This window comes from Pseudomonas sp. IT-P294 (genome assembly GCF_949767865.1).
GTDB lineage: Bacteria > Pseudomonadota > Gammaproteobacteria > Pseudomonadales > Pseudomonadaceae > Aquipseudomonas.
Genome location: NZ_CATKQW010000033.1, coordinates 528208 through 546356, shown reverse-complemented (window position 1 = coordinate 546356; position 18149 = coordinate 528208). Strand labels below are relative to the sequence as shown.

At 58.8% G+C, this 18149-nt stretch carries 15 protein-coding genes and 1 tRNA gene; 7 read left to right on the top strand and 9 right to left on the bottom strand.

All coding sequences use genetic code 11. The annotated features are described in order from the left end of the window. Positions 1-52: 52 nt before the first annotated feature. Entirely contained in the window at positions 53-2068 is a 2016-nt protein-coding gene (gene uvrB / locus ACM6I0_RS21505; RefSeq protein WP_285435655.1) for an excinuclease ABC subunit UvrB, read from the bottom strand. A 337-nt stretch (positions 2069-2405) separates the two neighbouring features. On the opposite strand from uvrB, the gene ACM6I0_RS21500 reads away from it, so the two are divergent. Continuing rightward, positions 2406-3602, top strand: coding sequence for an amino acid aminotransferase (locus tag ACM6I0_RS21500; protein WP_414923197.1), 1197 nt, complete (start codon positions 2406-2408; stop codon positions 3600-3602). Between the two features lie 237 nt (positions 3603-3839). Then, positions 3840-4040 (top strand): hypothetical protein, encoded by a 201-nt coding sequence (locus ACM6I0_RS21495; protein WP_090182254.1) that lies wholly within the window; start codon positions 3840-3842, stop codon positions 4038-4040. Here ACM6I0_RS21495 and ACM6I0_RS21490 read toward each other — a convergent pair. Further along, positions 4037-4267, bottom strand: coding sequence for a hypothetical protein (locus tag ACM6I0_RS21490; protein WP_285435658.1), 231 nt, complete (start codon positions 4265-4267; stop codon positions 4037-4039). The two genes, ACM6I0_RS21495 and ACM6I0_RS21490, sit on opposite strands and share 4 nt — an antisense overlap. A 227-nt stretch (positions 4268-4494) precedes the next feature. Here ACM6I0_RS21490 and ACM6I0_RS21485 point away from each other — a divergent pair. Beyond that, positions 4495-4570 (top strand) — tRNA-Asn (locus tag ACM6I0_RS21485). Between the two features lie 438 nt (positions 4571-5008). On the opposite strand, the gene ACM6I0_RS21480 is transcribed toward ACM6I0_RS21485, so the two are convergent. Further along, positions 5009-6526 carry a nucleobase:cation symporter-2 family protein gene (locus tag ACM6I0_RS21480; protein ID WP_414923196.1) on the bottom strand — a complete coding sequence of 506 codons (1518 nt, stop codon included), beginning with the start codon at positions 6524-6526 and terminating at the stop codon, positions 5009-5011. 257 nt (positions 6527-6783) lie between these two features. Here ACM6I0_RS21480 and ACM6I0_RS21475 point away from each other — a divergent pair, with 257 nt between their 5' ends. After that, the gene (locus ACM6I0_RS21475) at positions 6784-7065 is read left to right on the top strand and encodes a BrnT family toxin (RefSeq protein WP_414923195.1); all 282 of its coding nucleotides are present in this window, start codon (positions 6784-6786) and stop codon (positions 7063-7065) included. Positions 7066-7068: 3 nt separating this feature from the next. Beyond that, the gene (locus ACM6I0_RS21470) at positions 7069-7401 is read left to right on the top strand and encodes a BrnA antitoxin family protein (RefSeq protein ID WP_285435662.1); all 333 of its coding nucleotides are present in this window, start codon (positions 7069-7071) and stop codon (positions 7399-7401) included. Positions 7402-7468: 67 nt separating this feature from the next. Here ACM6I0_RS21470 and ACM6I0_RS21465 read toward each other — a convergent pair whose 3' ends face one another. From ACM6I0_RS21465 to ACM6I0_RS21455, 3 genes are all read right to left on the bottom strand, one after another. Then, entirely contained in the window at positions 7469-8296 is an 828-nt protein-coding gene (locus tag ACM6I0_RS21465) for an arylamine N-acetyltransferase family protein (RefSeq protein ID WP_414923194.1), read from the bottom strand. 112 nt (positions 8297-8408) lie between these two features. Continuing rightward, a complete protein-coding gene (xth, locus tag ACM6I0_RS21460; protein WP_414923193.1) occupies positions 8409-9203 on the bottom strand; it encodes an exodeoxyribonuclease III in 795 nt (264 codons plus the stop codon). Positions 9204-9286: 83 nt separating this feature from the next. Beyond that, the gene (locus ACM6I0_RS21455) at positions 9287-11872 is read right to left on the bottom strand and encodes an EAL domain-containing protein (RefSeq protein WP_414923192.1); all 2586 of its coding nucleotides are present in this window, start codon (positions 11870-11872) and stop codon (positions 9287-9289) included. Positions 11873-12068: 196 nt separating this feature from the next. Here ACM6I0_RS21455 and ACM6I0_RS21450 point away from each other — a divergent pair, with 196 nt between their 5' ends. Continuing rightward, entirely contained in the window at positions 12069-12380 is a 312-nt protein-coding gene (locus tag ACM6I0_RS21450) for a hypothetical protein (protein ID WP_414923191.1), read from the top strand. Between the two features lie 34 nt (positions 12381-12414). Here the strand turns inward: ACM6I0_RS21450 and ACM6I0_RS21445 are convergent, their stop codons facing one another. Together ACM6I0_RS21445 and ACM6I0_RS21440 are read right to left on the bottom strand one after the other, a co-directional pair. Further along, positions 12415-13821: a DUF1254 domain-containing protein gene (locus ACM6I0_RS21445; RefSeq protein WP_285435671.1), complete on the bottom strand. Its 1407-nt coding sequence runs from the start codon at positions 13819-13821 to the stop codon at positions 12415-12417. A 140-nt stretch (positions 13822-13961) separates the two neighbouring features. Further along, positions 13962-15533 carry a GGDEF domain-containing protein gene (locus ACM6I0_RS21440; RefSeq protein WP_285435673.1) on the bottom strand — a complete coding sequence of 524 codons (1572 nt, stop codon included), beginning with the start codon at positions 15531-15533 and terminating at the stop codon, positions 13962-13964. Between the two features lie 294 nt (positions 15534-15827). On the opposite strand from ACM6I0_RS21440, the gene ACM6I0_RS21435 reads away from it, so the two are divergent. Further along, positions 15828-16295: a hypothetical protein gene (locus ACM6I0_RS21435; protein ID WP_285435675.1), complete on the top strand. Its 468-nt coding sequence runs from the start codon at positions 15828-15830 to the stop codon at positions 16293-16295. Between the two features lie 31 nt (positions 16296-16326). Here the strand turns inward: ACM6I0_RS21435 and ACM6I0_RS21430 are convergent, their stop codons facing one another. Then, positions 16327-18069 carry a L,D-transpeptidase family protein gene (locus ACM6I0_RS21430; protein WP_414923190.1) on the bottom strand — a complete coding sequence of 581 codons (1743 nt, stop codon included), beginning with the start codon at positions 18067-18069 and terminating at the stop codon, positions 16327-16329. Positions 18070-18149: the final 80 nt, after the last annotated feature.

Below are 18149 nucleotides of genomic sequence, written 5' to 3'. Positions count from 1 at the left end.
CGCAGAGCGTCCGGGGCTGCATTCCCACGCAGAGCGTGGGAACGATCACCTCTCAAACCTCGATCAACCGCTCCCGCAACTTGCCAATTTCATCACGCATCTGCGCCGCCGCTTCGAATTCCAGATCCCGCGCCAAGGCGTACATCTTCTCTTCCAAACCTTTGATGCGCTTGGCGATTTCCCCCGGTGAACGCAATTCCGCTTCGTACTTGGCGCTCTCCTCGGCAGCCTTGGCCATGCCTTTGCGCTTCTTGCTGCGCGAACCCGGCACGGTGGCGCCTTCCATGATGTCGGCGACGTCCTTGAACACGCCTTTGGGGGTGATGCCGTTGGCCAGGTTAAAGGCGATCTGTTTGTCGCGACGACGTTCGGTCTCGCCAATCGCCCGCTCCATGGAACCGGTGATGCGATCCGCGTAAAGAATCGCCCGGCCATTGAGGTTGCGCGCCGCACGGCCGATGGTCTGGATCAGCGAACGCTCGGAACGCAGGAAGCCTTCCTTGTCCGCATCGAGAATGGCCACCAGCGACACTTCCGGCATGTCCAGGCCTTCACGCAGCAGGTTGATCCCCACCAGCACGTCGAAGGTGCCCAAGCGCAGATCACGGATGATTTCGACCCGTTCCACGGTGTCGATGTCCGAGTGCAGGTAGCGCACGCGCACGCCGTGGTCAGCCAGATAGTCCGTCAAATCCTCGGACATGCGCTTGGTCAGCGTGGTGACCAGCACCCGCTCCTCCAGCGCCACACGCTTGCCAATTTCAGAGAGTAGATCGTCGACTTGGGTCAGTGCCGGGCGGATTTCGATTTGCGGGTCCACCAGTCCGGTCGGACGGACCAGTTGCTCGACCACGCGACCGGCATGTTCCGCCTCGTAGTTGCCCGGCGTTGCCGAAACAAAAATGGTTTGCGGGCTGATGTTTTCGAACTCGTCGAAACGCATTGGCCGATTATCCAGCGCGGATGGCAAGCGGAAGCCATACTCGACCAGGGTTTCTTTACGCGAACGGTCACCCTTATACATGGCGCCGACCTGCGGCACGCTGACGTGGGATTCGTCGATCACCAGCAAGGCGTCGGCCGGCAGGTAGTCGAACAAGGTGGGTGGCGCCTGGCCGGATTCACGGCCCGACAGGTAGCGCGAATAGTTTTCGATGCCGTTGCAGTAACCCAGCTCGAGGATCATTTCCAGGTCGAAACGGGTGCGCTGTTCCAGACGCTGGGCTTCCACCAGTTTGTTGTTGGAACGCAGGTAGTCCAGACGTTCCTGCAGCTCGACCTTGATCCCTTCGACTGCGCCGAGCAAGGTTTCTCGCGGCGTCACGTAGTGGCTTTTCGGGTAGAAGGTGAAACGCGGCAGCTTGCGGATGACCTCGCCGGTCAGCGGATCGAAAGCAGACAAGCTCTCGACTTCGTCATCGAACAGCTCGATGCGGATCGCTTCGAAATCGGATTCGGCCGGGTGAATGTCGATCACATCGCCGCGCACCCGGAAGGTCGCCCGGGCAAATTCCATGTCGTTGCGGGTGTATTGCAGGTCCGCCAGGCGTCGTAGCAAGGCGCGCTGATCGAGCTTGTCGCCGCGATCCACGTGCAAAACCATTTTCAAATAGGTTTCCGGGCTGCCCAAGCCGTAGATGCACGACACCGTGGTGACGATGATCGCGTCTTTACGCTCCAGCAAGGCTTTGGTCGCCGACAACCGCATCTGCTCGATGTGGTCGTTGATCGACGCATCTTTCTCGATAAAGGTGTCCGAGGACGGCACATACGCTTCAGGCTGGTAGTAGTCGTAATAGGAAACGAAATACTCGACGGCGTTGTTCGGGAAGAACGCCTTGAACTCGCCATACAGCTGCGCGGCCAGGGTCTTGTTTGGCGCCAGCACCAGGGTCGGACGCTGAACTTGCGCGATCACATTGGCGATGCTGAACGTCTTGCCTGAGCCGGTTACACCGAGCAACGTCTGGTGCGCCAGCCCGGCTTCAATGCCCTCGACCATCAGGCGAATGGCTTCCGGCTGGTCGCCGGCGGGCTCGAAGCGGGTGACTAGCTGGAATTCAGACATGAAATACCTCTGATATCGCGCCAGCGCGGTCAAACCGGCAGCAACGAGAAAGGCCGCAAACGACTGACGTCGCTCGAGGAAAAAACTGGATTGTGCTCAATGTGGAGCCGAATGCCTTCGCTTTCAAGGCAAACGTCCTACATCGCGTAAAGACTTTGACGATACCGATCGACTAACGGTCGAAAAATAATCGGAAAAACTTAACTTAAAAGCCCAATCGTCTGTCGCCTTCAATCACGGATGACCTCTATACTAGCTCCCCGTTTGTGCACCGCTCTAGTGCATTCGGCTGGAGCGCGACACGTCCCTCCACTCTCCATTCAGAGCCGCCGCAAAAATGAGCCTGTTCTCCGCTGTCGAAATGGCACCACGCGATCCAATCCTGGGCCTCAACGAAGCATTCAACGCCGATACACGCACCACCAAGGTCAACCTGGGGGTCGGTGTTTACTGCAACGAGGAGGGGCGAATTCCACTCCTGCGCGCCGTTGTCGAAGCCGAGACGATTCGCGTCGCTCAGCACGCTTCCCGTGGCTACTTGCCCATCGACGGCATTGCCGCCTATGACCAAGCGGTTCAAAAACTGCTGTTTGGCAATGACTCGCAGCTGATCGCTGCTGGCCGCGTCATCACCACCCAGGCCGTTGGCGGTACGGGCGCCCTGAAAATCGGCGCCGATTTCCTCAAGCAACTGCTGCCGAACGCCGTCGTGGCCATCAGCGACCCAAGCTGGGAAAACCACCGCGCCCTGTTCGAAACCGCCGGTTTCCCGGTGCAGAACTATCGCTACTACGACGCCGCGACCCATGACGTTAATCGCACCGGTCTGCTGGAAGACCTGAACGCCCTGCCGTCCGGTTCGATCGTTGTGCTGCACGCGTGCTGCCACAACCCGACTGGCGTGGACTTGAGCCCGGCAGACTGGAACAACGTTCTGGACGTGGTGAAAGCCAAAGGTCACGTGCCGTTCCTCGACATGGCCTACCAGGGCTTTGGCGACGGCATCGACGAAGACGCGGCGGCTGTGCGCCTGTTCGCTGAATCGGGCCTGACCTTCTTCGTCTCCAGCTCGTTCTCCAAATCCTTCTCGCTGTACGGCGAGCGCGTTGGCGCCCTGTCGATCGTCAGCGAATCGAAAGAAGAAAGCGCGCGCGTGCTGTCGCAAGTCAAACGCGTGATCCGCACCAACTACTCCAACCCACCGACCCACGGTGCAAGCATCGTCGCCGCCGTGCTCAACAGCCCGGTACTGCGCGCACAGTGGGAAGAAGAACTGGCCGAAATGCGTCTGCGGATTCGCGGCATGCGTACCCAGATGGTCGACCTGCTGGCGAAAAACGCGCCACAGCGTGATTTCAGCTTCGTCGGTCGTCAGCGCGGCATGTTCTCCTACTCAGGCCTGACCGTTGAGCAAGTCACTCGCTTGCGCACCGAGTTCGGCATCTACGCCCTGGACACCGGCCGCATCTGCGTGGCCGCGTTGAACCAGAGCAACATTGATGCGGTGACCAAGGCCATCGTTGCGGTGATCTGAGTGGTTGCGTGATATGAAAAACGGGAAGCACTGGGGCTTCCCGTTTTTTATTGCAGGCAGATAATTCTCAATCCAGCGACTGAGCACTCTAGACTGCACGCAGATCAAATGTGGGAGCAGGCTTGCCTGCGATAGCGGTCGGCCAGCCAACATCAATGTTGAATGTTATGGCCTCATCGCGGGCAAGCCCGCTCCCACAGGCTCTATGTCCACCCGAGAATTCTTCAGAGACCTCACATGAAAAACGATGACCTACGCGCCGACCGTGACGAGCTGGACGATTTCGTCCCTCGCACGCCGGCCAAACGCGGTAACAACCTGGTGCTGCAAGTGGCCGCTGGCGTATTTCTCGGCGGCCTGGCGCTGTGGCTGGTGCAACTGGGCGCCACGATGCTGTACGCCAAATTGATGCTCGCCACGGTAACGTTCGGCGGTTAAGCCAGTTCGCTGGCACGCTGCGTGGCGGCGTCGTCATAGGCGACGTAGAGCGATTCGGCAACCTGACTCTTGATCGCCTTGGCGCTTTCCAGACCGAGGACAAAACCTTCAGCCTTGCCGCCCGCACGATTCAAATCGTCTGCGGTGCTGGCTTGGGTGATTGCGTCGAACAGTTTCTCGGCGTGCGGGCCGACACCTTTGGGCAGGCTGATCTGAGCGATGCTCATGGGAACACCCCGTTGATTTGAGGGGTGGAGATTGGGTGATTCATGGCGCGTACCTTTTCGGCGAATGGCCGGCAGCGCGTGTAACCACTTCCGGGCGGCCATGGTAGACCTCTGAGGCGATTCTGGTAACCGCCCACGGTCGATAAACCACCGCCCGTCCCCATGAACCGCTCATGTTCTACACAAGCGCTTGACTTCTCTTTTTGAATCAGTAACATACACGCCATTCCGCGATAGCTCAGTTGGTAGAGCAAGTGACTGTTAATCACTGGGTCCCTGGTTCGAGTCCAGGTCGTGGAGCCAGACAGCAATATCGAAAAGCCTCTGAATCGAAAGATTCAGGGGCTTTTTTGTGCGTAATGAAAAAGCAGGGTCGTTTGAATGTGTCGTGCCGAGAGTAGGACCAGAAGGCACTTTGGTAGGCACCATCGCCAAACCGGACTCGATAAAATAAAAACCAAGGCAATAAAAAAGGCGCCCTTGAAGGACGCCTTTTGAATATTTCGAGGAGTAGTCGCAGCGATTCTTTAGCTCCTGGCCACGAATGACCTTGGGTTCAGAATCCGACCGGCATGCCAGTCGTCACTACTTCAGAGGGAGCCAGCTTCTCTGCTGCCAACAAGATGGGGGGCCGATACTGGAGGCCGAGCCCAAGGATGCGCAATTGCAGACCTCGAATCAGATTTTCAGCCATGAGCGGAGCGAGTGTCAACCTGTCACTCGAACCGCCCTTAATTGCTGTCAGACATGCTCACTACTTTTGGCATGAACCGCTCGATGCTCACCCGACTCATGCCCTGCCTCCACCACCGGGATCTCATTCCCGTCGCAGTCACGCAGTTTGCCTTCGCTGAAGTAATCCCCTTCACGCAACGCCGCCAGGTCCTGGTAACGCAGAACGCGTTCAGTGCCGGCCGCAAACACCGACTGCTGGTCCGAGTTACCGGCGGTGAGGTGGTTGAAGGTCAGGTTCAGCACGATGGCCATGATGGCCGAGGAGCTGATGCCCGAATGGAAGATGGTCGCGAACCAGCTTGGGAAGTGGTCGTAGAAGTTCGGTGCGGCGATCGGGATCATGCCGAAACCGATGGAGGTGGCGACGATGATCAGGTTGACGTTGTTGCGGTAATCGACCTTGGACAGCGTACGGATACCGCTGGCCGCCACGGTGCCGAAGAGCACGATGCCAGCACCGCCGAGGACAGACGTCGGTACGGCGGCGATGACCCGGCCCATGAACGGCAGCAATCCGAGGATCACCAGGAACAAACCGCCGGTGGCGACCACGAAGCGGCTCTTGATGCCAGTCACTGCCACCAGCCCGACGTTCTGGGCGAAGGCGCTTTGGGTGAAGGAGCCAAAGATCGGCGCGATCATGCTCGACAGCATGTCGGCGCGCAGACCGTTGCCCAGCCGCTTGGAGTCGACCTTGGTGCCGATGATTTCACCGACCGCGAGAATGTCCGCCGAGGTTTCCACCAGAGTCACCATGACCACGATGCACATCGACAGGATCGCGGCGAAGTGGAACGTCGGAATGCCGAAGTGGAACGGCGTCGGGAAGCCGAACATTGGGCCTTGGGTGACCGACGAGAAGTCCGCCATGCCGAGGAACACCGCGATGACGGTGCCGATCACCATTGCCAGCAGGATCGACAAACGGGAGATGGTCGAGCTGCCGATCTTGCTCAGCAACAGCACCAGCACCAGCGTCACCGCCGCCAGACCGATGTTGGCCATGCTGCCAAAGTCCGGGGCATGGCTGTTGCCGCCCATGGCCCAGCGAGCGGCTACTGGCATCAACGTCAGGCCGATGGTGGTGATCACAATGCCCGTGACCAGCGGCGGGAAGAACTTGGTGATTCGCGAGAACACCGGCGTGATCAGCAACCCGATCAGCGACGCGGCAATGACCGCCCCGAGAATCGACTGAAACCCACCCTCCCCGCCACTGCTGACGATTGCCACCATCGTCGCGACGCCCGAGAAAGACACGCCTTGAACCAGCGGCAACTGACAACCAAAAAACGGTAAACCGAGGGTTTGCAGCAATGTCGCCAAGCCCCCCGCAAACAATGAAGCAGCAATCAACAAACCGATGTCCGCCGGCGAAAGCCCGGCTGCCTGACCAATGATCAATGGCACCGCGACGATGCCGCCATACATGGTCAGAACGTGTTGCAGGCCGTAAGCCATATTCGCGCCGACCCCGAGGTTTTCGTCCTCGGGCCGTGGGTGTGAAACATGGGGCGTTTTCATGGTTGGGGGGTTCCCTGGTTTTTTGTTATGCGCACACTGTATGCAAGACTCAGGACAAATGTCTATAGAGTTGTATACAACTCACCAGTCAGATTATGGACATGTGTCCACACGGCCCTCTGTCTGCGCGGCCTCCCCCCACGTAAAAATTTTTGAAATACATCCTTCCTCTGTCTGATCCCCTGCCCGCTAGTCTTCAGAATTCAAAGCGACCGCCGGCACGGACGCCTCTCGCTTATACATATAAAGTATGCATAATGAAGTCATTCGAGATTCAGTATCACAAGGCAAAAAACGCAGCCAACAAACTCAAGCACTACGGCATCAGCCTCGCCGAAACAGAACCCGTGTTTCATGATGATCGAGCGCTGACATTTCAGGACAACCATCATGATGAACCACGATGGATCACCATGGGGCTGGACGCTAAAGCTCGCTTGTTGGTCGTTGCGTATACCTATCGCGATCCGAATTTCGTTCGAATCATTTCCGCGCGCCTCGCCACCAAAAACGAATGCCGCCGCTACAGGGAACACTGACCGATGAAAGACGAATACGACTTCAGCAACGCCAAGCGTGGAGCGGTTGCCTCCAGCAAAGGCAAAACCCGAATTACTATCATGCTCGATGACGTCGTCATTGAAGCGGCGCGCGCCATGGCTGAGGATGAGGGGTATGGCTACCAGACCGTGATCAATAACACCTTGCGCCAGGCGTTACTCAGCAGCACGGGCAAAACTGCGACGCCCGACCCGGGCCTCGCTATTGCCAATGCCGGACATTTCAAAGAAGGAATAACGGCTTCCGAACTGCAAAGCCTGGAGAAAAAACTGGCAGAGGCACTCAGCGAGATCCATCGCGTGATGAAGCCTTGAATTCGACCCGACGAAAAGAGCAGATCGATCACGCCTGCTCTTTTTCTCGTTCCCTGCAATCGAACGCCTATGCCGAGGCAATCAATCGTTCAAGCACCTGTTTCAAGCCCGCATGTTCCGGCAGCAGAATGCCGAACTCACACTCCAGCACCTCACTCAACTCCCCGACATCTGTCACCTGCCGTCGCTCGCTCTCGGCCCCCACCCGATGAATAGCAAAACTGCCGTTGTTCAACGTGCGCCTCCAGCCCTCCCCTGTGCGCGCGACCATCAGTTGTTTGGCAAACGATGAGTCGGGATGGGTCGAGACGTACCAGTTGCCGAGGGCGTAATCGATGTCTTCCTGGCGTTGCAGGTCGAAAATGTACATCGCTCGCCATTCGCCGCCGACGTTGGCGCGCAAGGTGTAACCGTCCTCATGGCGTTCGATGCGATACGGTTCGTGTGGCGTGCGTTGTTCGGCATTGGTGTCGAGCACCAGTGGTGCGGTCGGCACCATGCCGCCGAAACCGACATCGGTGATGTAGCGCACGCCGTCCAGCGTGACCAGGCTCAAGCGATGTGTGCGGGCGGTCCAGGCGCCTTCGGGCTGCCCCATGACCACGCGACCGGTAATACCGCGCGCCTCGAAACCCAGCTCCTGAAGCAAGGCCAGGAACGCATTGTTGAGTTCGTAGCAATAACCACCGCGCCCCGCGTGCAGAATTTTCTGCTCGATGGATGGCAGATCGATGAGTACCGGCTCGCCTGACAGCGTGGTGAGGTTTTCGAACGGGAAGGCGCCAGTGTGGCGCAGCTGAAGTTGACGCAGGGTCTCCAGGGTTGGCGCCGGGGGCGCGTCGAAACCCAGGCGTTGCAGGTATAACGCACTGTTCGTCAGGCGTGGCTCGCTCATTGCTCGGTCCTTATGCATGGGGCCGCGGATCTCTCCGCCGATGGGCGCCATGTATAAGGGATAAAGCGGCCCGACTGACAATTGATTTAGCCAATCGCCTGGCTCATCAAAATCAACGTTGCTTGCGCGAACCCAGTTGAATCCACGTCGGTGCATGATCGCTTGCGTGCGGCTCGTTGCGCACCCACGCATCGACTCCGCCCTCTTGCAGATAAGGACTCAATGCAGGGTTAAGCAGCAGGTGATCGATGCGCAGCCCGGAGTTTTTCTGCCAGTGCTGCCTGAAATAATCCCAGAAGGTGTAAAGCCGATCCTCTGGATACAGATGTCGCAGGGAATCGGTCCAGCCCTGATCCAGCAAGCGTTGGTAACACTCGCGACTTTCCGGTTGCAGCAAGGCGTCCTTGAGCCATGAGCGCGGGTTGTAGATGTCCAGGTCGGAGGGCACGACGTTGTAGTCGCCGGCCAGCACCACCGGATGGTCGCTGCCCTGGAGGTCCTTGGCATAGGCGATCAGCCGCTCGAACCACGCCAGCTTGTAATCGAACTTGGGCCCCGGCTGTGGATTGCCGTTGGGCAAATACAAGCAACCCACCAAAATCCCATGCACCGCGGCTTCCAGGTAGCGGCTATGGGTATCGGTGTCATCACCCGGCAGACCACGCCGGCTCTCCAGAGGCTGGGCATCACGCGCCAGTATCGCCACCCCGTTCCACGACGACTGGCCTTGCCAGATAGCACCGTAACCCGCTGCTTCAAGTTCGGCGGCGGGGAATGCGCTGTCGACCGACTTGAGTTCCTGCAAACAGGCAATGTCCGGTTTTTCTCGCTCAAGCCAGGCCAGCACATTCGGCAAGCGGGCACGCATGCCGTTGACGTTGAAGGTGGCGATTTTCAGGTTCTTCATGGTCCCGGGCTCGTAACGGATTGACGGTATCCAGTGTGACCGGGGCGCGCCGTGTCAGTTGCCACGACACACCCAACAGGCGACTAAAGGTGTGGGCCCTGCGTCGGATAATCGTCTTGCGAAGCCTTGAGCAACGGCAACAACGCCTGTTTTTCCATCGGCCGACTGAGGTAGAAACCTTGCACCTCGTGGCACTCGTCAGAGATCAGGAAGTCCAGTTGCTCCAGTGTTTCGACCCCTTCTGCAGTCACCGTCAGGCCCATCGCCTTGCCCAGGTTGATGATCGCCTGCACCACGGCGCGGTCATTACCCGCGCCGCCCATGGAGGAGATGAAACGCTTGTCGATCTTGATCCCGTCGAACGGGTACGTGCGCAGGTAACCCAGAGACGAATACCCGGTGCCGAAGTCGTCCATGTTCAGCCGCACACCCAACTCCTTCAGTGCGTTCATGGTCGCCAAAGCACCATCGACATCGTTGAGCATCACGTTTTCGGTGATCTCCAGCTCCAGCCGACTGGCCGGCAACCGGCTATGGATCAACGCCTCCCTGACATCTTCCACTACGTCACTGCGAACAAACTGCACGGGGGACAGATTGACCGACACCATCAGCTCGCCCGGCCAGCTCAGTGCCGTCTCGCAAGCTTCGCGCAGCACCCAGCGACCCAACGGCACGATCAGGTCGGTTTGTTCGGCCAATGGAATGAACGTATCGGGCGCCAGCAAGCCCTGCACCGGATGCTGCCAGCGCAACAACGCTTCGACCGAGACAATCTGCTTGCCATCAACGTGATAACGCGGCTGATAGTGCATCACGAACTCGTTGTTCTTGATCGCCTGACGCAAGTCGTTTTCCAGTTTGCGTCGATGCTGGATCTGATCGTTCATGTGCGGCGCAAAGTAGCACCAGGTTTTCTTGCCGTCGGATTTGGCCTGATACAGGGCAATGTCGGCGCAGCGGATCAGCTCTTCCGGCATATGCCCCTGGCGCCTGCTCAAGGCGATCCCGATGCTCGCGCCGATGTGCAGCGTGTGATGGTCATAGTGGATCGGCTGTTGCAGGCTCTCGAGAACACGCTCGCAGATCCGGTCGATTTCCGTGTGGCTGTCCATGCCATTGAGCACCAGCACAAACTCGTCGCCGCCCAGTCGGGCGACCAGATCGATATCCCGGGTGCACTCACGCAAGCGCGCGGCAACCTCCAGCAATACTGCATCGCCGGCCGGGTGGCCGAGGGAGTCATTGATCGGCTTGAAGTTGTCCAGGTCGATCATCAACAGCGTCAGCGCCGCCGAATGCTCCCTGAGCACCAAGGCCTCTTCGAGGTAGCGCGCCAGCTTGTTGCGATTGGGCAGGCCGGTCAGGGCGTCGTGCAACGACAGGTGCTGGATTTGCGCGTGGGCAGCCACTTCATCAGTGATGTCACTGGCCGTTCCGCGATAACCCACCACGGTGCCTTTGTTATGGATCGGGCGGGCAGACACCCGGCAAATGCGCTGCTGTCCGGATTGATCACGATAGGAACAACGCAGATGACTGACGCTGTGTTCTTCATTGAGCCTGTTCAGCCACAGTGACAAGGACGTGGTATCACAGAACAGCAGTTGCTCGATGTCCTGCCCCAGCCACTGCTGCTCGGAATACCCGGTGACGGCGCCGAAGCGCCCGGACAGGTACGTGATGTGATGCCTGTCGTCGATCTCCCAGATCCAGTCGGAAGCCGCCTCGGCCACCGCGCGAAAACGTTCTTCACTGGCCTCCAGCGCCTGGTTCGACAGGTCGAGGTTGATGTAACTGGCATCCACGTGGCCGGACGCGCGCAACACATAGCGGAAGAAATAGACCGTCAACAACGCAAGGATCAGCAAGGCGCCACCCAATGGAGGCAACAGCGACCAGAGCAGTTGATGCCCTGGCTGTTCGAGCCGGGACATCAGGCTAAAACCGGTGCCCGTGAGTGCCACGGCAGGCTGACCGGGAGCGAGGGTGTTGTCAGCGGCAAGGCTCAAGTCATGCAAACCGTAATCGGCGCTTAAGTCATTGAGTTTTTGCGGGCTCAGTTGATCGACGAACACCAGCACCGAAGTGCTGAGGGGATCGACCGCTGGCCGCTCGTCATTGGGGATGATTGCGGCCGCCGTCAATAACGCAGGCTGACCTTCGAACAACGTGAACTGGCTGACCGGAACGATCAGGCTTTCCTGCGCCTGCACAACCTTGATCAGCTGCGCCATCGATGTCGACAGTAAGGCCGCAGCGTCATTGTGCAATTGAACGCCGCGCACCACGGCGTATTTGGTCCGCTGATGATCGACCACCAGGACGGCGTCGTAATGGTCCGTGGTGAACAAGGTTTTACCCATGTTCTGCTCGATATACGCCCACTGCACATCGACCTCACCGTTCAGGTGATCGTAGGCGGTTGTCCAGTTGGCATAACTGGCGACGTAGTTTTTCGAGGCGGAGATGCGGTTTTCCAACGCGCGCTGGGTGTAAAAAGTGGTCTTGGCCAAGTCCTGGGCATCGAGCCGGCCAGCAATGTTGAACAGTGCAACCAGGGCAATCAGCACCCCAAGGACAAAAAACAGCCCGACGGCCCAAATCAGGTTGCGTGTGATCGGCGTATGGCGCGCAGGGGCGGCAGTGGTAACGGCAGTCATTTCCATGCACAAATCCTGTCAATCGATTGCCTGATCCGGTGCATGACAGGCAAGCGTCCATTGACCATAGCAGTCCTGTCTGGTCACTGCCGTTCAGGTATCAGTGATAGCTGTTTTCGACCACTCGTCATCCAGCCAACATCGATCGCCCTCCCCGGCACACCATCATCAGATAACGATTCACCCTCGGAGGCGTGCCCCGATGAACATCAAAATCACCTCGCTGCTATTGATCGGTTTGCTGTGCGCGGCAACCGGAGCTGCTTATGCTGCCTCCGCCAACGGCGCTGACGCGACGGGAACCCAGTCCGGCGCAACTCGCGGCTCGTCCGTGCCGCCCGATAACACCCCAGGCTCACCGGCATCCGGCAGCAGCGCAGGCAATGGCACTGGCACCTCTGGCGGAGCCAGCGGTTCAGGGTCCGGCGCGGGCGGCGGCACGGGTGCTGCCGGCGGCGGAACCGGAGGAGCCGGAGGTGGCACTGGCAGCTGGACGCATAAAAGCAGCCCATGATGAACATCGTGGGCTGCTTTTTTATGCGCGGTCTTTACAAGCGCTTGATGGGGGGCGGGTCCCATTTGCCGTTCAGCGCTTCAGGCTTTGGCCCATAGAGACGCATGGTCAGGTTGAACGGGCCTTTGGGCGCGGGAAGCCAATTGGCTTCAAGTTCCTTTCCGGGGTTTTCGTTCTGGAAGTAGATATCCAGCGATCCATCCGCGTTCGCCTTGAACGGCATCCAGCTACTGACCGCAAATCGGTTGAGCTCATTGCCGACCTGAAAACCTTCAGGATCGTACAAGGTGATTGACCAGAACGCATTGACCGGCGGCGCTTCACCTTTATCGAAATGCAGCACGTACCGGTTGGCCCCCTCGAGCGGCTTGCCGGTGTCGTCGCCCAAGTTCAACGGATAAATCGCATCCTCGGGCAAGTTCGCGCCCAGCCCCATTTGCGCAACGATTGCGCGCTTGAGGTAGTAGTTGCCATAAACCCCCATCGTGTCGGTGTTCATCGACCAACCGTTGACCACCCGTGCGAGGCTTGTGACCTTCCACTTCATCAACGCCTGGGCTTCCTCGGGCACCGTTTGCAGCGCTGCTTTAACGTCGGGATCGAGCGCATCGATATCGAACGGCTTGCCGGCTTCGATGCCGATGCGCTGCATTTGCGCCAGGATCGGCTGATCGGTGACGTGAGGCGGATGGACCTTGAGCAACGCGGCGGCGTAGGTGAAGTAATTGGCTGCCGACATCGTATCGACCTGAATCTTCGGCGGCGTTTTCATGTCCACCGTCGGGTCGATGACCACGTTGACCGGCTCGGCTTTTTTGCCCATTTTCGACAACGGGGTCACGGTGTAGCCCGCCTGGATTTTATGCACCGCGTCGTAGTCCGCCGCCCCGTCAGTCTTGGTGCGACCAATAACCCAGACGAAGGGCGTGGGCGCCGGCAACTGATTCAATCCGGGCGGCACCGTTCCGGTCCATCCCGGCGGTGTCACCAGAAACTGACTGGCCTCGGTGCCCGTCGTGCGCCAACCCGGCGAGGCGAACACATCGCTCCACATGTCGAGCATCGGCAACAGGTAAAAACGCCCGGCGGTGTCCGGTGCGCTGATCACCAGCGGCTCCTTGGTCAAGTCGAGCCACGCGATGGAATACAGCGTGTCGAAGTTCGACCGCACCACGCCCTTGAAATTGGCGGGTGGATACTGCGGCACACTCACAAACATGTTCATCGGGCCTTTACCGAACTCCTTGCCGGGTTCGATATTGGTGAACTGCTTGCGGGTGATGTCCATGGTCAACAGCGGGTAAAAATACAGATAGGCATCGACACCAATGGCGTGAGCTTCTGCAGGTGTGATTTTCGATTGAGCCTGGCTGGCCAATGGGAAGACGGCGCAGGCGGCAAGGCTTAGAGCAACAGCTGTCAATGCTTGAGTGATCAACATGTTGGCAATCGTCCGTGCTGTGGAAGCTCCGGCGGATTCGGCGGAGCTAACGCAACTCTAGACGATCAAAACAGACGGATATGACAGGGAGACAAACGGGCAAAATCTGTTGCAGAGCTGAAACAACCGCACGAATTTTATCAACGATCCGAGCGCATCAACGCCTCCACCCCGCCTTCCATCGACAACACGGCCGCACGGTTTCGCCCCGAATGCTTGGCCTGATACAACGCCGCATCGGCACGTTCGATGAACACTTCGATGGCGTCGAGCGCGGTCGGCACAAACGCGTAGCAGCCCAGACTGACCGTCAGGTAGCCCGTTGGTGAACCACTGTGGGTGATGTTCTTGCCCATGACGCTGTGGCGGATCTGTTCGGCAATGACCAGCGCGCCATGAATGTTGGTGTCGGGCAGCAAGACGGCAAACTCCTCCCCGCCATAACGCACCGCCAGATCGGCTTTTCGATGACAGCAACTCTTGACCGCTCGCGCCACCTCAGCCAGGCAATGATCCCCCGCCACGTGACCGTAAGCATCGTTGTAACGCTTGAAATAATCGATATCGAGCATGATCAGGCTCAACGAACTCGACTGCCGGGCACCCCGGCCGAACTCGATGTCCAATGCCTGCTCGAACAGCCGGCGATTGGCCAGCCCCGTCAGGCTATCGTGAGTAGCGATCAGCTTCAGCGCGTCCTTGGCCTTGCGCAAATCCGCCTCGACCCGTTCGCCGAGGCGCACCTGACGCACGAACACCCATCCGAACAGGCCGATGCCCATCACCACCAGGGCCACGATCACACTGGATTGAAACGCCGTGCCATACCAATCCTTGAGAATCGCATCCCTGGACGACGCCGCCGACACCACCAGCGGATAAGCATCGAGTTGACGGTAGCCATACAAGCGCACGGTGCCATCCACGACCGAGTTGATCATCGCGTTGCCCGCGGGCGCATTGGGCAAGTGTTTCTGGAAGATGTCCCCCTTGGCCAACGAAGTGCCGATCTGCGACTCCACAAACGGCCGGCGCGCCAGTAACGTGCCGTCGGTCAATGCCAAAAACATCGAGCCGTTGTCATCGATGCTGAAGCTTTTGAAGAACTGATCGAAGTAGGCCATTTTTATCCCGGCCAACAAAACGCCCTGGAAGTTGCCGTTCTTGTCGTTCACCCGTCTGGAGACCGGAATGATCCACTCGCCATTCTCCCGACTGCGAATCGCCGGCCCAATATGGGCGATCGTGGAGGCGTTCTGCTGGTGGAATTTGAAGTATTCCCGATCTGCGACGCCCGGGCCCCGGGGCATATCCTCGAACGAGGTGACAATCCACTGTCCCTGCTTGTCGAACAGGAAAATCCCGTGCAACTGCCCAAGCGCCTGCACCCGCCGGGCTAAGGTTTTCTGTAAGCGAGACCGTTGCGCGGTGCCGTAGCCATCGGTCTGGATCCAGTCCACCAGGCTGGTCAACACCAGATCGGCTTTCATGAAAGCGTCTTCGGCCTGCTGCGCCATTGCCCGGGTCAGGTTCGACGACGCCACTCGCGCCAGCTCCAGATCGTGGCGGCGCGATTGCTCCAGCTGCAAATACAGAAGCGCACAGAGACAGAGACACACCGTCACGATAAACAGCACCGCCGCCTTGAGCAGCGGCAACCGTTTCAACGCACCGCCCGGGGCTTGATCAGGGTCTTGAATGGGGATAGGCAAAAGCTCGTCCTGTAAGGGCAAGGCATGGGCAACGGCCCAAAGCCCTTATTTTTTGTGAGCTTAGTCTACGCAAGTTTTAGGGGCAATTGTCCTTTGGATAGCCGGCGCATCGCGCTGTGCAAATGCGCCCGCGCGCTCTGGTGGAGTTTTTGCGCAGAGAACTAGCGGTGTCGCGGAACTGAGCATTTGCCAAGACATGATTTGTCACGCATGTGTGGCTGACATGACGCAGGGCAAAACCAGAGTTACGTTGAAGCGGCTACGATTACTCATAGACCCCCACAAGGAATTGAAATGAGTAAGGCAGACGAACTCGCCGCGAGGTTGAAACAAACCCGGCAACCCAGCGCTGATCAGGTGATCGACTGTTGGCCAAGCCAGGTCTACGAGCTGTACCGTCAGATCGAGGTGTGGCTGGTGCCAGTAACCGAAATGGGCCTGGTCCTGCGGCGCAATCCCACTCACGTCTTCGAGTGCGATTCAGACGGTGAGACGTTCGACTACGCGATCGATCAATTGCAGATCGAGGGCAATAACCATCGCATCACTTTCGATCCCGTTGCACGCTTCACCGAAGATGGTGCGGGCCGCATCGAGATTCACGCTAAAAACAGAGAGCTTGCTTTACTGCGCACCGTAGGCGAACACGGCGAAACGCATTGGTGGTTGCAGGCGATCGAGCAATCCGGGCAACAACCGGATGCGGTGGCGTTGACCGAGCATAACCTGCTGGCGGTGGTGCAAGAGGGGCTGGAGCTCTGAGACCTGCGGGCGACCTCAAGGTCGCCCGCTACTACTGCCGCGTCGACGCCACCGAACCCACTGCCGAGTGCAAATCCAGCACAGGCAGCGGCGAAGGCCGGTTCAGTGCCCGCAATACCGGCTCATCGTACCCATACACATCAGGTTTGAATGCCACTCGCCCGTCACTTCCCAGATCAACGGTCCAGTAGGCCAGCAACACCGGCACTTTGACCGGAAGCCGGATGTTCTCGGTCTTGCCGTTGGCCAACTGTTTTTGAATGCCTTCGCGATTCCATTTAACCGGGTCGTTGAACAACAGCTCCACCAGTTGCAGCGGATTCTCTACCCGAATGCAGCCGGAACTGGTGGCGCGCACGGTTTTGGCAAAGAGCTCGCGGTGCGGTGTGTCGTGAAGGTAAATCGAATACTCGTTGGGAAAACGGATCACCACCTGACCCAGCGAGCTGTCCGGTCCTGCGTCCTGGCGCAGAGTCAGCCCGCGCGGGTTGCTCCAGTCGACGGTCGAGGGATCAAGCACATTGCCTTCTCGGTCCAGCACGCGAATACGGTTGGCGGCCAGGTAGCCGGGATTGCTCTGGATCTTGGGCAGCACGTCCTCCTTGAGGATCGTGGGCGGCACGGTCCAGGTCGGGTTGAACGTGATGTAGGTGATCTGCGCCTGGAAGATCGGCGTGTTGCGAGCCGTTTTACCGACCTGCACCCGGGACCGCCAGATCGGTTGACCATCGCGGTACATCGCCACTTTATAGCCGGCGATATCGACAATGACGAAGGTGCCCTGGAGCTTGTAGAGCAGCCAGCGCGCCCGCTCCATGTTCACCCGCACCTGATCGATTCGCGCCTGCACGGGTACGTTCAGGGCGGCCAGTGTTGTCCCCCCCGCCATGCCGTCCGCCCCCAGGTATTGCTCGTTTTGATACTTTTTCACCGCGGCGGTGACGGCGCCGTCGTATTTCGTGCCGTGGATCAATCGCGGATCGAGAAAACCGGCTGCGACCATCCTCGCCCGCAACTGTGCGACAGCCGGTTCGTCCATGCCTGGCTTGAGTGAATGGTCCACCGCCACTTTCGGCCAACCGCCCCGGTCCCGAATACCACGCAATTGCGCCAGGGCCTGGCGCAAGCCGACGTACACCGCTTCTTGCGGCGGCGCTTGAGCAAACGCCTTCGCCACGTCGTGATGGTCGAGCGCGGCGAAGAAGGCGTTGACGTCGTCACGGGGATCGACGCCGTTGGAATCAAAATTCCAGTGAATATCGAGCCGCGAAGGATCGACCTTGCCCCGGCGCAGTTGCAACAGCGCGGTGATAAACGTATGCGTGGTCGCCACATCGAACGCCGCGCGCTGCGCGGGCGTTGCCGGGGTCGTCTGCATCGCGGTGTGGGAGCGGATCAATTCATCGACATGAAAATCCGCCGGGATCAAGCCATCGGCCTCGGTCGCGTTCAGGCTGGCGATCAATTGCGCGACATCGCTGTCATTGGTCCACGCGGCGCGATAAGCACGGTGCGTATAAAAATCCATGACCAGACGACTGACGTCCACCCGCCGATAGCGTGGCGCCGTGAGCAGCGGTGGAAACGCGCTTTTCAAGGGCTCGAGCGAGGCCTGAATCGATTGAGCGACGTTATCGTCCGCTGCCGCCTCGATAATGGAGATAGGCGCATCTACAGGCTCAATCGGCGAAGTTTCCGCAACAGCCGTGCCGCTGATCAGAAAGCCCATAAAAAATATGCGGCTTATGAAGAATAACCTTGTTAAAAGCACCATGAATAATCCTTAATCTCCCGCATTCAACGTCCAGCTTTTAATGCCCCTGCTAGACTCGAACTTAACATGATGAGACATCT